This window comes from Actinopolymorpha alba DSM 45243 (assembly GCF_000373925.1).
GTDB classification, from domain to species: Bacteria; Actinomycetota; Actinomycetes; order Propionibacteriales; family Actinopolymorphaceae; genus Actinopolymorpha; species Actinopolymorpha alba.
Map to the genome: position 1 here is coordinate 174387 of NZ_KB892768.1, position 13896 is coordinate 188282.

Below are 13896 nucleotides of genomic sequence, written 5' to 3' on the forward strand. Positions count from 1 at the left end.
ACGGCACACTGGCACTCGTGCGCATCCTTGTCGTAGACGATGACCAGGGAGTCAGGGACTCCCTCCGTCGTTCGCTCGTCTTCAACGGTTACGAGGTCGACCTCGCCGAGAACGGCGAACAGGCCCTCCGCAGCGTCGCAGCCCAAAGCCCGGACGCGGTCGTGCTCGACGTCATGATGCCCCGTCTGGATGGCATCGCCACCTGCCGGGCGCTCCGGGCGACTGGTAACGATGTGCCCATTCTGGTGCTGACCGCCCGGGACGCCGTGGCAGACCGGGTGTCCGGCCTGGACGCGGGCGCGGACGACTACCTGTCCAAGCCGTTCGCGCTGGAGGAGCTACTCGCCAGACTCCGAGCACTGCTCCGCCGGGCAACCCCTGGCGCTGACGGTGCGCAGCTGTCCTACGCCGACCTCAGCCTGGATCCGGGCACCCGGGATGTACGCCGGGGCGGGCGCTCGATCAGCCTGACCCGTACCGAATTCGCCCTCCTCGAACTCTTCCTCCGCCATCCTCGACAGGTTCTGGAGCGTTCGCAGATCCTGGAGGAGGTGTGGGGCTTCGACTTCCCGACCTCGGCCAACTCGCTCGAGGTCTACGTCGGCTACCTTCGCCGTAAGACAGAAGGTAACGGCGAACCCCGGCTGATCCACACGGTCCGCGGCGTCGGGTACGTCCTCCGAGAAACACCACCGTGAGCCAACCCATCCAGTCCCCCCGGCGCTGGCCGCCTCGTAACCTCAGCCTGCGGTCCCGCGTCGGCCTGGTCGCCGCGCTCGGCGTGGGGATGATCGTCGTCCTCGTCTCGATCGCCGCGTACGTCACGGTTCGGAGCTCCCTGCTCAGCCAGGTCGACGCGAACCTCCTCGACCGTGCGCGGGCCGTCACTTCCTCTCCTGTCGACCAGGAGGCGCTCTCGCAGGTTCCGCCGCAGTTCCTCGGCGCCGCGGACATCCGGATCGCGTTGCTCACCGCCGACCAGCGGATCATCACCGCCAAGGACCAGAGCGGCGCGTACCAGAACCCTCCGGTCGGCCAGCCGGAGCTGAACGTCGCCAGCGGCGCAGCTCCCCAGAGCGTGCGCACCGCCACCAGCAGCGACGGACAGACGTACCGCGTCGTCGCCGTCCCGGCCGCCCGGGCCCCGGGTATCGCCCTCGTCCTCGGGCAGCCGACCGCCGCCACCGACCTGCTCCTGAAACGCCTCGGGCTGGTGCTTCTCCTGGTCGGAGGTGCCGGCATCGCGGTGGCCGCGTGGGCCGGGGTAGGGATCGCACGCACCGGGCTTCGGCCGGTCCAGCGGCTGACGTCGGCGACCGAACACGTCGCGCGGACCGGCGACCTGCGCCCGATTCCCGTGCAGGGCAACGACGAGTTGGCCCGCCTCACCCATTCGTTCAACGCGATGCTCTCGGCGCTCGCCGAGGCGCGGGCACGAGAACGCCGGCTGATCGCCGACGCGGGACACGAGCTCCGCACGCCACTCACCAGCCTGCGCACCAACCTCGACCTGCTCGCGCAGAGCGAGGGACGCCCAGGCCTCGCGCCGGCGGAGCGCCAGGCCCTGCTCCAGGACGTGCGGGCCCAGGTTGGAGAACTCTCCGCCCTGGTGGGCGACCTGGTCGAGCTCTCCCGGGAGGACCCGCCCTCGACCGCGCACGCGCCAGTCGACCTCGCCGACATCGTGACGCACGCCGTCGAGCGGGTACGCCGGCGGGCGCCGGGACTCCGGTTCGCGGTCGACGCCCAACCATGGACCGTGTTCGGTGACGCGCAGGCCTTGGAACGCGCGGTCACGAACCTCCTCGACAACGCCGGGAAGTGGAGCCCTCCACAGGGAACGGTGACGGTCAATCTCCGCCACGGCGTCCTCACCGTCGCCGACCAGGGGCCGGGTATCGCCGAGGCGGACCTGCCGCACGTCTTCGAGCGCTTCTATCGTTCCGCCGAGGCGCGCACCATGCCCGGCTCGGGTCTTGGCCTCTCGATCGTGAAGCAGGCCGCCGACCGGCACGGCGGAACCATCAGCGCCGGCCGCGCCCTTGGCGGGGGTGCGCTCCTGACGCTCAGGCTGCCCGGCGTACCCACGCCGATGCGCCCGGGCGCACCGTCCGCCGGCCGCGGCTCGGTCAGGTAGTCCCGGACCCCTGCGGCTTCCGTTACCTTCACCGAAGTCCGGTTTCTTCGACGCCTCTGGGGTAGCTCTCAGTTTGATCTCAGCAACCGGGACGAATCTTGGCGTTATGAGCGAGACGACTCCACAACCCGACCAGCCGCCGCGCCGTCCGGAAGAGCGCCCCACCGCCTCGACCGCGGGGCCTGGGCCTTCCTTCGAGCCGCCCGCAGGGCAGCCTGGTGGGCAGCCTGGTGGGCAGCCTGGTGGGCAGTACGCCTCCGAGGAGACGCGCGCTCTCCCGCCGTTCAGCCCCTATCCGTACGGCCAGCAACCGCCCGCATGGTCGCCCTCCCCACCGCCCGCGCCGGCCAAGCCCAAGCCGCGAGCCCGGCGGGGTGCGGCGGCGCTGGTGGCGGTGGCGGTCGCGGCTGGTCTGGTTGGCGGAGGGACTGGTACGGCCGCGACCTACTTCCTGACCCGCGACCAGCAGCCCGCGTCCACGGCCACTGCCCTGGACCAGGCGCCGCCGAAGTCACAGAACGCCTCGAGCGCACCGGCGGGCAGCGTCCAGCAGGTCGCCAACCGGTTGCTCCCCAGCGTCGTATCCATCACGATCGCGACGTCTCAGGGCAACGGGAACGGCAGCGGGATCGTCCTCAGCGCCGACGGCCTGATCCTCACCAACAACCACGTCGCCGCGCCCGCTTCGCAGGGTGGTCGACTCAGCGTGACGTTCAGCGACGGCAAGACAGCACGCGCCGAGATCGTGGGGCTCGACCCGACCACCGACCTCGCCGTCATCCGGGCACGGAACGTCTCAGGGCTGACTCCCGCCCGGCTCGGTAGCTCCGGCGATCTCTCGGTCGGACAGAACGTCGTGGCGATCGGCTCGCCCCTGGGGCTCTCGGGCACCGTCACGTCGGGCATCGTGAGTGCGCTCAACCGGCCGGTCCGCACTGGCGACTCCTCCTCCGGGGACCAGAGCAACACCGTCATCGACGCCATCCAGACCGACGCGGCGATCAATCCGGGTAACTCCGGTGGCGCGCTGGTCAACATGGCGGGCGAGGTGGTCGGCATCAACAGCGCCATCGCCACGCTCGGTAGTTCGATGGGCGGCCAGTCGGGTTCGATCGGTGTGGGATTCGCCATCCCGATCGACGAGGCCCGCCCGATCGCGCAGGAACTCATCAGGAACGGCAAGGCCGAACACGCCCAGCTTGGCGTCTCAGTCTCGCCGGCCACCTCCTCTGGCGGCACGGCTGACGGCGCCAAGATCCAGGCCGTCACGCCGGGCGGAGCTGCCGACAGGGCCGGTCTGAAGGCGGGTGACGTCGTCACCAAGGTCGACAAGCGCCAGGTGACCGACGCGGACTCGCTCATCGCCGCCGTGCGCTCCAACCGGCCGGGCACCAAGGTCACGCTGACTTACGTACGAAACGGCAAGACCGAGACCGTCACGGCGACACTCGGCAGCGACGGCGGAAAGAGCCAGCAGCCGCAGCAGCAGAACCCGCAGCAAGAGGAGCAGGACTCCAACCCTCTGCCCTTCCCCTGGCCGCGCTGAGAAATCCGCCGGGATCCCGGTGCTCCCCCGGCGGAGATCTCTCGAGCAGGCCCCGCTCACGGGTGCGGGTGGCTGGACGTGCCTACGGCCTCGGTAAGCGAGGCGTAGCCGGCCGCCCGCACCCGTTGAGCGAGCTCGCGATGCAGCCGGCGCGGCCAGAACGGCCCGCCGTAGATGAATCCCGTGTACGCCTGGAGGAGCGTGGCCCCAGACCGGATCCGCTCCCAGGCGTCGTCGGCGTTCTCGATCCCGCCGGCCGCGACGAGCACCAGCCGGTCACCGACCCGGGCGTGGAGCCGGCGGAGTACGTCCAGGGACCGGGCCTTCAGCGGGGCACCGGACAGTCCACCGGCGCCGGCGGCCTGGACCTCGGCGGGATCCGTGTGGAGACCCTCCCGGCTGATGGTGGTGTTGGTGGCGATGATGCCGTCGAGGTGGAGCTCGAGGGCGAGGTCGGCCACCGCGTCGATGTCGGCGTCCGCCAGGTCAGGGGCGATCTTGACCAGGAGGGGTACCCGCCGGGCGGTCGCGGCGTCGAGTGCCTCGCGTACGCCCACCAGCAGGGGGCGCAGATGCTCGACCGCCTGCAGGTCACGCAGACCCGGGGTGTTGGGCGAGCTCACGTTGACGACCAGGTAGTCGGCGAACTCCGCGAGCAGGCGGGCGCTCGTGGCGTAGTCGGCGACCGCGGCGGACTCGGGGACGACCTTGGTCTTGCCGATGTTGACGCCGACCCGGGTCGGGCGGCCCTGTCGGCGGCGGAGCCGGTCAGCGGCGCTGGCGGCACCGCGGTTGTTGAACCCCATGCGGTTGATCAGGGCCTGGTCAGCCGGGAGCCGGAACATCCGGGGCGTGGGGTTGCCCGGCTGGGGCTGGGCGGTGATCGTGCCGACCTCGACGTAGGCGAATCCGAGCGACGCGAGCGCGTCGACGCCCAGCGCGTCCTTGTCGAAGCCGGCCGCGAGGCCCAGCGGTCCGGGTAGGTCCAGACCGAACGCCCGCACCCGCAGCACCGGGTCGCTCGGGCCGAGCCAACGGCGAAGTATCCAGCCGACGCCCGGAACGGCACAGGTGCTACGGATCATCCGGAATGCCAGGTGATGCGCCGTCTCCGCCGGGAGTCGCTTGAGCAGCAGGTCGAACAGAAGTTTGTACATCGCCGTCCAGGCATGTCGGTGGTCGCCTGGAGAATGCTTTCATGCTGTTCGCTGACCTCGCGCGCGCCTCCACCGCGATCTCGAGCACGCGCTCGCGCCTGGAGAAGGTGCGCCACATCGCCGTCTGCCTGCGCGCCGCCGATCCAGACGAGGTTGGTCTCGTGGTCTCCTACCTCGCCGGTGAGCTGCGGCAACGCCGCACTGGTGTCGGATACGCCGCGCTGCGGGACCTGCCGGCTCCGGCGACCACGCCCAGCCTCGGCGTCAGTGAGGTCGACGCCGCCTTCGCGGAGATCGCCGAGGTCGCGGGTGCCGGATCGCAAGCCCGCCGCCAGCAGCTGCTCACCGATCTCTGGGCGCGGGCGACGGACGACGAGCAGCGGTTGCTGGCCGGCCTCGTCACCGGCGAGCTCCGGCAGGGCGCGCTCGACGGTGTCATGCTCGACGCGGTGATCAGGGCCAGCGAGCTACCCGCCGTCGACATCCGGCGGGCGGTCATGGTGGCTGGCGCGGTCCCACCGGTAGCGACCGCCGCCGTCGCCGCCGGTGGCGACCCGAGCGTTCTCGACGCGTTCCGGCTCGAGGTCGGCCGACCGTTGCGGCCCATGCTCGCCTCCCCCGCACCCGACGTCGCCGAGGCGCTCACCAAGCTCGGTGGGCCGGCGAGGTGGGAGTGGAAGCTCGACGGCATCCGGGTTCAGGTGCACCGCGCCGGCGACACCGTACGCGTCTTCACCCGCACGCTTGACGAGGTCACCGACCGGCTGCCCGAGGTGGTCGAGGCCGTCCGCGCCCTGCCGGTCACGTCCGTCGTCCTCGACGGCGAGGTGATCGCCCTGGATGACGCCGAGCGGCCGCGCCCGTTCCAGGTCACGGCCAGCCGGGTCGGCTCCCGTATCGACGTTGAGCGCCTGCGGGCCGCGACGCCGGTCCGGGCGTTCTTCTTCGACGTTCTCCACCGCGACGGCACCGACCTGATCGGCCAACCCGGTGCTGACCGCTGGAGCGTGCTCGAAGACCTGCTGCCCGAGACGCTCCGGGTTCCCCGACTCGTCACCGATGACGTCGCGCGGGCCGAGGCGTTCTTCGCCGAGACCGTGCGCCGCGGGCACGAAGGACTGGTCGCCAAGTCGCCGGACGCACCCTACGACGCCGGCCGCCGGGGTTCGGCCTGGATCAAGGTCAAGCCGCGGCACACCCTGGACCTGGTCGTGCTGGCGGTCGAGTGGGGCCACGGCCGCCGCACCGGCCTGCTGTCCAATCTTCACCTGGGTGCGCGTGACCCCGACACGGGTGAGTTCGTCATGCTCGGCAAGACCTTCAAGGGGCTGACCGACGAGCTCCTGCGCTGGCAGACCGAGCGGCTGCTGGAGCTGGAGACCGACCGTGACCGCTGGACCGTCTATGTCCGACCCGAGCTGGTGGTGGAGATCGCCTTCGACGGCGTACAAACATCCAGTAAGTACCCCGGCGGCATGGCTCTGCGCTTCGCCCGGGTCCTGCGGTATCGCCCTGACAAAAAGGCCGAAGACGCCGACACCGTGGCGAGCGTCCGCGAGATTCACGAACGCACCTGACCTACCGGGGAGGGGACCCGGGCGACGCCGGCCGCGGGCGCGACGGCACACGCTGCCAGGCTGGCCAAAGAACGCAAGCTGGCCGGGGAGAGAACGCAAGATGGCACACATGAACCCCGGCGCATCGGGAATTCGGCCACGGGCTCGAGACGTTGAGCTGGGTGAACGGATCTCGGGGGTTCTACGAGATCCGCCTGCCTAGCCGGGAGGAGCCACATTGCCAGTGCGCCGTCGCCATGCAGATGACCTCGTCGAAGACCGCGACCTCGTTGGTCGCTACCTCGACGAGATCTCGCGTACGCCGTTGCTCGACGCGGCGCAGGAAGTCGAGCTTGCCAAGGCTATCGAGGCCGGTCAACTCGCGGAACAACTGCTCGACCACAACCGTACCGGCGCTCTCGGACGTGTGCCAGCGGAGGCGACTCCTGAAGAGCTGGCCTGGGTGGCTGACGAAGGTCGCCGGGCGAAGCGGCACTTCCTCGAGGCGAACCTCCGCCTCGTGGTGTCGATCGCTCGCCGTTACGGGCGATCCGGACTCCCCCTCCTCGACCTGGTGCAAGAGGGCAATACCGGCCTGATCCGGGCAATTGAGAAGTTCGACTACACCAAGGGCTACAAGTTCTCGACGTACGCCACGTGGTGGATCCGGCAGGCCATCACCCGGGGTATCGCCCAGCAGGCACGGGTGGTCCGGCTTCCCGTCCACGTCGTGGAGGACCTGAACGCCCTCGGCGCCGCCCGCCGGGCTCTCGAACGCGAGCTCGGCCGCGAACCCGAGAACGCCGAGCTGGCCAACCAGCTGGGTGTTCCGGAGCAGCGCGTGGAGGAGCTGGTCAGCTGGGGCCGCGACCACGTGTCGCTGGACGTCACGGTCGACGATGACGGCGAGACCTCGCTCGGCGACCTCGTGGCCCGCGACGTGATGCCAGGTCCCGACGAGACGGTGGTCGCCGCGGAGTCGAGTTCCCGACTTGCCGCACTGATCGAGACCCTCGACGAGCGTTCGGCCGAGATCGTGCGGCTGCGGTACGGCCTCGACGACGGCCGCCCGTGGAAGCTTGCGGAGATCGCCGACCGGTTCGGCCTGTCACGCGAACGCGTGCGCCAACTCGAACGCGACGCCCTCCACCGGCTGCGCAAGATCGCCGAACCCGACCTGGTGGGTCCGAACGCGGCCTAACAGCTCAGCGACACCGAGGCGCCCTGGTCCACGCCCGTTGCGGACCGGGGCGCCTGGTGTTCTGGCTCAGCACCCGGGCGGCCGTGCGTCCTTGGGGGAGCCCCGCGCTACGGTGGGTCCCCGTATCTACGTTGAGTTATGAGTAAGGGAGTGTCGATGGACACGGCGGAAGCACAGCCGGGTCCGGACGCGAGCTTCACCAGCACGCCATGGGAGCTCGGCCGGGTCGTCGGACGAGGACCGTCACACGATCCGCTTGCCGCGCTTCGCGCACCGGAAGACCCGCCGTTCGACGTCTTCCTGTCTGGAACGGTCTTCCTCGACATCATTTTCACCGGCCTTGGCGTACCCCCGTCGAGTGGCACCGAGATCTTCACCGAAGGCATGGGCTGCTCCCCCGGCGGTGTCGCCAACCTCGCGATCGCGTTGTCCCGGCTCGGTCTGCGCACATCCCTGGCCGCGGCGTTCGGCACCGACGTTTACGGCGACTTCTGCTGGCGGACCCTCGCCGAGCAGGAAGGCGTCGACCTCTCCATATCCCGGAAGTTCCCGCAGTGGCATTCGCCGGTCACGGTGTCCCTGGCGTACAACTCCGACCGCAGCCTGATCACGCACGCGCACGAGCCTCCGTTGCCGGCCGACGACATGATCAAGAGTCAGGGCCTGCCAGGCACCCGCGCGTGCTTCGTCGACCTGGCTCCGGAGATGGACGACTGGACGCGGCAGGCCGCCGCCAGCGGTGCCCGGATCTTCGCCGACGTGGGCTGGGACCCGACGGAGCAGTGGTCCTCCGAGCTTCTCGACCGGCTGAGCTCCTGCTATGCGTTCATGCCGAACACGCCGGAGGCGCTCGGCTACACCCGCACCGACACTCCCGAGTCGGCGCTGGCCAAGCTCGGCGACCTGGTGCCGGTCGCCGTGGTCACCCGTGGCAGCAAGGGTGCGCTCGCGGTCGACAACGAGACGGGTGAGTACGCCGACGTCCCGGCCCTTCCGGTCGAGGCGCTCGACCCGACCGGCGCGGGTGATGTCTTCGCGGCTGGTTTCGTGAGTTCGACCCTGGCTGGCTGGCCGTTGCTGCACCGGCTGCGGTTCGCCAACCTGTGCGCGGCGCTGTCGGTCCAGCACTTCGGGGGTTCGCTCTCGGCGCCGGGCTGGGCCGACATCGCCGCCTGGTGGCAGGTCGCCAAGCGGGTACCCGGGCTCGGTGACGTCGCCAAGGAGTACGCCTTCCTCGACGACCTGGTCCCGCAGTACCCCGTGGGCGCGGTGCGCCGAGCGACAGCGACGATCGGCTTCCAGACCGACGGCATCGAGCCCTGACCCGCGCTGGCGTCCGCTCCCCAAACGCGGGAGCGGACGCCAGAGTGAGCCGTCAGCAGTTCTTGTAACCCGACCCGGTGCTCGTCCAGGCGCAGGTGTCGGCGGTCGTACCCGAAGCCGTCTTCAGCGTCGCCGTGTCCCCGCTGTTGTTCCAGATGTAGGCCCGCGAACCCCAGTACCTGTGCGTCGAGGAGTTCGTTCCGGTGCCCGTGTGCAACGTCACCGAGGCACCGCTGTTGAGCGTGAACGTGCCGAAGGTGTAGACGTGCCGTTGTGCGTCCCGAACGGTCCAGCCCCTGAGGCTGACCGCGCGGGACCCGACGTTCTTGAGGACAACCCACTCGGCGTTGAGACTCGCGTTGCTGCCGGTGTCGCTGCCTGGTGAGTCGTACTGGATCCGACCGAACTGAATGCTGCTCGCCGCTTCGGCACGGCCACCGAACAGCGTTGTTGCCACACACAGAGCCGCCACGCAGGCAGCAAGGTACGACCTCACGGTCATTGGTGTCCCCCCAGTGGACAACGGACGCGCATCACGTCGCGTCAGTCAACAAGAAGCTCACGACCCGCGGATGCGGGACGCGAGCCTCGGCAGGCACGTCCTGAGATCTGGATCAGGTAGTGCCAACCGGTGCGCCGATACTAGTGGCCGTGATCAACCCGCGCGGGCCTTTCGGCGTAAGAGATCACGCAACCGGGGGGCGCGGACAGCGAGCGGCTGTCAGCCCATCCGATGCGTTCACGAGAAGGCGTTCCTGGGGGACGCATCGGGGATGCGGTGACCATCAACACAGCGGGTGGCCATCAACACAGCAGAGGCCAACGCCGCCGGGCGTTGACCTCTGCGCAGCCGGAATGGTCCCGCGCCTCAGCCTCCGGAGTTGCGCTTGATCCATCCCCAGGCGCTGGTGGCCAGGAACAACACCAACGCGATGATCCCGAGCCACAAAAGTCCCTTGAAAAGAAAGCCGATGACAGTGAGCGCCAGCCAGACGATGGCGATCACCAACAGGATCTGAAGCATGGTCACCTCCTTTGACCACTGTACGCCAGGGACCGGTTCGGATCTTTCAGGAAAAGACCTGAGTCGACCCCTGGATTACCCTGGTGCCGAGCGCCCGGACGCCGGGGCGCAGTGCGCGGGGCAGGCCCAGCTCAGAAGGCAGGGAGTACCGCCTGCTGGAACTTTTCCTCGATGAATGTCCTGACCTGCGGGGAACGCAGGAGTTCGGCCAGCATCGTGACCCGCGAGTCGGCGCGATCACCCGCCCGCACCAGCAGGCCGTCGGCGTACGGACTGCCGATCGCGGCCTCCAGGCTGAGCGCGTCGCCACGCGGCCGCAGGCCCGCCTGGGTGGCCGTGCCGGGCGCCATGACCGCGAGGGTTGCCCGGGGGTAGGCCTTCACAAGGTCCGTGGGCGCCAGCATGGTGACCCTCAGGTGGTGCGGGTTGCTGGTGATGTCCCGCACGGTCGCGGCGTCGCCCGCTCCCTCCCGCACGCTCAGAACCTTCTCCGCGGCGAGGAGCTGGAGGGCGCGTCCGGACGCACCCGGCGTGTCAGGTAGGACGATCTCGCCGCCGGACGGCAGCTCGCGAACTGCCTTGACCTTCGCGGAGTACAAACCCAACGGCTCGACGTGGACCGGCGCCAGGAACGCGAGATCGGGACTTGGGCCGTCCTTCGTGCCTGCTCCTCCGGACGAACGCACGAAGGCGACGTCGAGCGACTTCTCGCGCAGCGCGCTCCGCGCCGCCGCGGGGTCGGCGAACTCCACCACCTCGAGGTTGAGGCGCACGGCAGGTGCCAAGGACTCCTTGACGTAGGTCAGAATCTGGCGGTCAGGCCCCGGACTCACCCCGACCCGGAGCGTCTCCTCGGTGAGGACGGAGAAGCTGATGCCGCAGCCAGCACTGACGATTACGTACACGCCAGCCACGAAGGCCACAAGAAGCCTGCGCATCATCGAGCTCCCTCCTGGACCTGGCACACCACGTCAACGTCGGTGATCAAGGCGTCGTGCCAGGCTGTCACCCACCAGCTTCACCCCTTGGGTGAGCACGAGGAAGATGCCGACGATGGCTGCCATGACATCGGTCTCGAAGTGTTTGTAGCCGTACGTCATGGCCATCGCGCCAAGGCCACTGCCGTCGAGAACCCCCACGATCGCGCTGTAGCCGATGAGGACGACCACCGTGAGCGCGAGCCCGGAGACCATGCGGGGTAGTCCCTCCCGGAGCAACGCCGTCACGAGCACGTGGTGGGTGCGGGCACCCATCGCGAACGCCGCCTCGACGACACCGCGGTCGACGCTGCGCAGGCTCGCCCGGACCCGCTCGGCGAAGAACGGAACGGCCCCCAGCGTGAGGGGTACGACGGCGGCGCCGGTGCCGGTCGGCGTACCCACGATCGCCCGGGTCAACGGGATCGCGGCGATGAGCAGGACGACGAACGGGATCGACCGGCCTACTGCGACGAGCCCGGCCACCAACTGGTGGAGTCCGCGTACGGCGACGAGTCCGTCCCTGCCGGTCATCGCGACGAGGACGCCCAGCGGAAGTCCGATCACGACGGTGAAGAGGGTGGCCATGAAGACCATGGCGAGCGTGGCGCCGGTCGCCTCCGCCAGTTCCGGCAGCACCGCCTGCCAGTGGCTCATATGTACACCTTCGGTGTGAGGTTGAGGTCAGCGAACCTGAGCAAAGCTCGTTGGCAGTCCTCCCCCGGTCCGGTGAGTTCGACACGCAACCGGCCGATGGGCTGACCGCAGATCGTCTCCAGCGATGCGACCACCACGCTGATGTCGACGCCGAACGCCCGGCCCGTCTCGGTGAGGACCGGGCCGACGTCGCCGAGGACCGTCAGGTCAGCCAGGAGGCGGCCCGAACTCGGCTCCGCCTCCGGCAGCATCGGCACCAGCCTGTCCACGAGTTTCGACCCCGGCTGCCGGAGCAGATCGGGCAGGTGTCCGTGGTCGGTAACCCGGCCTTCCTCGACCAGGGCCACGCCGTCGCAGGTCGCCTTGATGAGGTCGTAGTCCTGGGTGACCCACACGACGGTGACATCGAACCGCGCGGTCAGCTCACCCACCAGGGAAAGCATCGCCCTCCGGGCCGCCGGCTCGAGCGTCGCGGTCGACTCCTCGCTCAGCAGGACCCGCGGGCGGGAGACGAAGGCGCGGGCGATCCCGACCCGACACCGCTCCTCGTCGGAAAGCTCGGCGGGGTACCTCTCCGCCTGCTCGGCCAGCCCCACCAGGTCGAGCATCTCGTCCACCCGCAGGTCACGGTCGCGCTGGCGGACGCCGGCGAACTCCAACGGCAGGGCGACGTTGCGGGCGACCGTGCGCTGGGCGAACAGGTCGACCTGCTCCACGAGCATGCCGATGCCGTGTCGAGCCCGGCGTAACTGCTGGCGTCCCATCGCGGTGAGGTCGTCCCCGGCCACCCACACGGTGCCTTCGTCGGGGCGCACGAGCAGGTTGACGCAGCGCAGGAGCGCCCTTGCCGTACAAGGATCATCGGCGACGATGCCGAAGGTCTCTCCGGCATCGACGAAGAGGTCCACACCGTCGAGCACCACGACGTCGCCATCGGGACGCCGATAGCTCTTACGGATGTCGTCCAACTCGATCACAGGGCTTGGCTTTCCAGACGCATGGCTCGTGGAAGGCACCGCGGCCGGGCCCGATAAAGCCGCCCGGCTCAAGATCACGCGCGTAGTCAACCAGCCCGGTTCGAGTCAGCTCACACCAGGGTGTGAGGTGGGGGCGGGCCCGGACGGGCGAAGCCCGTGAGGCTCGCTTAATGATCACGTATACGTGATCATTCAGGCTGGGCTGGATCCACACCGTCAGCTGGCGGGACGGGGTTGCTCAGTCAGTGGCGGGACGCTGGCTGGAACGCGCCCAGAGGTTGATGCCGGCCTCGACGGCGTGCCCGTCGATCTCCGCCAGCTCCTCCGCACTGAAGTCGAGCCGGTCGAGCGCCGCGACATTGTCCTCGAGTTGCGCCACGCTGCTCGCGCCGATGAGAACGGACGTCATCTGGGGGTGCCGGAGCGCCCAGGCCAGAGCCATCTGGGCCAGGGACTGCCCACGGCGGGCCGCGATCTGGTTCAGTGCCCGGATGTGCGTGAGGTTCTTCTCGGAGAGCTGGTCGGGCGAGAGCGACTTGCCCTGCGTCGCGCGGGACCCATCCGGAACACCCTGGAGGTACTTGTCGGTGAGCATGCCCTGCGCCAGCGGCGAGAACGCGATGCACCCGATGCCCTCGTCCTCGAGGGCATCCAGCAGTGCCTCCTCGATCCAGCGGTTGAGCATGGAGTAGGACGGCTGGTGGATGAGCAGCGGTGTGCCCATCTCGGCGAGGATGGCCGCGGCCTGCCGGGTGTGCTCCGGCGAGTAGGACGAGATACCCGCGTACAACGCCTTCCCCTGACGGACAGCCGTGTCGAGGGCACCCATGGTCTCCTCGAGCGGGGTGTCGGGGTCGTACCTGTGGGAGTAGAAGATGTCGACGTACTCCAGGCCCATCCGGGAGAGGCTCTGGTCGAGGCTGCTGAGGACGTACTTGCGCGAACCCCACTCGCCGTAGGGACCGGGCCACATCAGGTAGCCGGCCTTCGTCGAGATGACGAGCTCGTCGCGGTAGGGCGCGAGGTCCTGCCGGAACAGCTTGCCGAAGTTGAGCTCCGCGGAACCCGCCGGCGGGCCGTAGTTGTTGGCCAGGTCGAAGTGCGTGACGCCGAGATCGAACGCCCGCCGCAGGATGGCCCGCTGGCGCTCCAGGGGTACGTCGTCACCGAAGTTGTGCCAGAGCCCCAGCGAGACCGCGGGCAGTCGGAGTCCGTGCCGTCCGGAACGGCGGTACTGCATCCGGTCATAGCGATTGTCGGCGGCTTCGTATCCCATGGCGCCAGAGTCTTCCATGCCTTCTCCCGGCGCATGACACGAGCCGCCGTTGCTGGCCATCGCCT

The 13896-nt window shown here is 69.3% G+C and carries 13 protein-coding genes; 6 read left to right on the top strand and 7 right to left on the bottom strand.

The genetic code is table 11. The features are described from left to right. Positions 1–17 precede the first annotated feature (17 nt). From B141_RS0123460 to B141_RS42305, 3 genes are all read left to right on the top strand, one after another. Positions 18–698 (top strand): response regulator transcription factor, encoded by a 681-nt coding sequence (locus B141_RS0123460; protein ID WP_020577632.1) that lies wholly within the window; start codon positions 18–20, stop codon positions 696–698. After that, entirely contained in the window at positions 695–2137 is a 1443-nt protein-coding gene (locus tag B141_RS42300) for a sensor histidine kinase (protein WP_020577633.1), read from the top strand. Before B141_RS0123460 ends, B141_RS42300 begins: the two co-directional genes overlap by 4 nt. A 106-nt stretch (positions 2138–2243) precedes the next feature. Further along, positions 2244–3683, top strand: a complete 1440-nt coding sequence (locus B141_RS42305) for a S1C family serine protease (RefSeq protein WP_084678464.1) — start codon at positions 2244–2246, stop codon at positions 3681–3683. 56 nt (positions 3684–3739) lie between these two features. Here B141_RS42305 and B141_RS0123475 read toward each other — a convergent pair whose 3' ends face one another. After that, positions 3740–4840, bottom strand: coding sequence for a quinone-dependent dihydroorotate dehydrogenase (locus B141_RS0123475; protein WP_020577635.1), 1101 nt, complete (start codon positions 4838–4840; stop codon positions 3740–3742). 41 nt (positions 4841–4881) lie between these two features. Here B141_RS0123475 and B141_RS0123480 point away from each other — a divergent pair, with 41 nt between their 5' ends. The 3 genes from B141_RS0123480 (at position 4882) to B141_RS0123490 (ending at position 8920) form a co-directional block, all read left to right on the top strand. After that, on the top strand, positions 4882–6417 hold the full coding sequence (locus tag B141_RS0123480; RefSeq protein ID WP_020577636.1) for an ATP-dependent DNA ligase: 1536 nt from the start codon (positions 4882–4884) through the stop codon (positions 6415–6417). Between the two features lie 223 nt (positions 6418–6640). Further along, positions 6641–7597 carry a sigma-70 family RNA polymerase sigma factor gene (locus B141_RS0123485; protein ID WP_020577637.1) on the top strand — a complete coding sequence of 319 codons (957 nt, stop codon included), beginning with the start codon at positions 6641–6643 and terminating at the stop codon, positions 7595–7597. A gap of 156 nt (positions 7598–7753) precedes the next feature. Further along, entirely contained in the window at positions 7754–8920 is a 1167-nt protein-coding gene (locus tag B141_RS0123490) for a carbohydrate kinase family protein (RefSeq protein WP_020577638.1), read from the top strand. Between the two features lie 52 nt (positions 8921–8972). Here the strand turns inward: B141_RS0123490 and B141_RS0123495 are convergent, their stop codons facing one another. The 6 genes from B141_RS0123495 to mgrA form a co-directional block, all read right to left on the bottom strand. After that, positions 8973–9377, bottom strand: coding sequence for a lamin tail domain-containing protein (locus B141_RS0123495; RefSeq protein ID WP_202805881.1), 405 nt, complete (start codon positions 9375–9377; stop codon positions 8973–8975). A gap of 411 nt (positions 9378–9788) precedes the next feature. Continuing rightward, positions 9789–9944, bottom strand: a complete 156-nt coding sequence (locus B141_RS50355) for a hypothetical protein (protein ID WP_020577640.1) — start codon at positions 9942–9944, stop codon at positions 9789–9791. Positions 9945–10075: 131 nt separating this feature from the next. After that, positions 10076–10849, bottom strand: coding sequence for a MetQ/NlpA family ABC transporter substrate-binding protein (locus B141_RS0123505; RefSeq protein WP_237742783.1), 774 nt, complete (start codon positions 10847–10849; stop codon positions 10076–10078). A 66-nt stretch (positions 10850–10915) separates the two neighbouring features. Next, positions 10916–11578: a methionine ABC transporter permease gene (locus B141_RS0123510; protein WP_020577642.1), complete on the bottom strand. Its 663-nt coding sequence runs from the start codon at positions 11576–11578 to the stop codon at positions 10916–10918. Continuing rightward, a complete protein-coding gene (locus B141_RS0123515) occupies positions 11575–12555 on the bottom strand; it encodes a methionine ABC transporter ATP-binding protein (RefSeq protein WP_020577643.1) in 981 nt (326 codons plus the stop codon). The genes B141_RS0123510 and B141_RS0123515 overlap by 4 nt, the downstream gene beginning before the upstream one ends. Positions 12556–12793: 238 nt before the next feature. After that, positions 12794–13831 (bottom strand): L-glyceraldehyde 3-phosphate reductase, encoded by a 1038-nt coding sequence (mgrA, locus tag B141_RS0123520; protein ID WP_020577644.1) that lies wholly within the window; start codon positions 13829–13831, stop codon positions 12794–12796. Positions 13832–13896: the final 65 nt, after the last annotated feature.

Bases quoted from the DNA above. Each gene is read 5' to 3' on its own strand.
- B141_RS0123510 (WP_020577642.1), bottom strand. From the start codon at position 11,578: ATGAGCCACTGGCAGGCGGTGCTGCCGGAACTGGCGGAGGCGACCGGC.
- B141_RS0123490 (WP_020577638.1), top strand. From the start codon at position 7,754: ATGGACACGGCGGAAGCACAGCCGGGTCCGGACGCGAGCTTCACCAGC.
- mgrA (WP_020577644.1), bottom strand. From the start codon at position 13,831: ATGGGATACGAAGCCGCCGACAATCGCTATGACCGGATGCAGTACCGC.
- B141_RS42305 (WP_084678464.1), top strand. From the start codon at position 2,244: ATGAGCGAGACGACTCCACAACCCGACCAGCCGCCGCGCCGTCCGGAA.
- B141_RS0123480 (WP_020577636.1), top strand. From the start codon at position 4,882: ATGCTGTTCGCTGACCTCGCGCGCGCCTCCACCGCGATCTCGAGCACG.
- B141_RS0123475 (WP_020577635.1), bottom strand. From the start codon at position 4,840: ATGTACAAACTTCTGTTCGACCTGCTGCTCAAGCGACTCCCGGCGGAG.
- B141_RS50355 (WP_020577640.1), bottom strand. From the start codon at position 9,944: ATGCTTCAGATCCTGTTGGTGATCGCCATCGTCTGGCTGGCGCTCACT.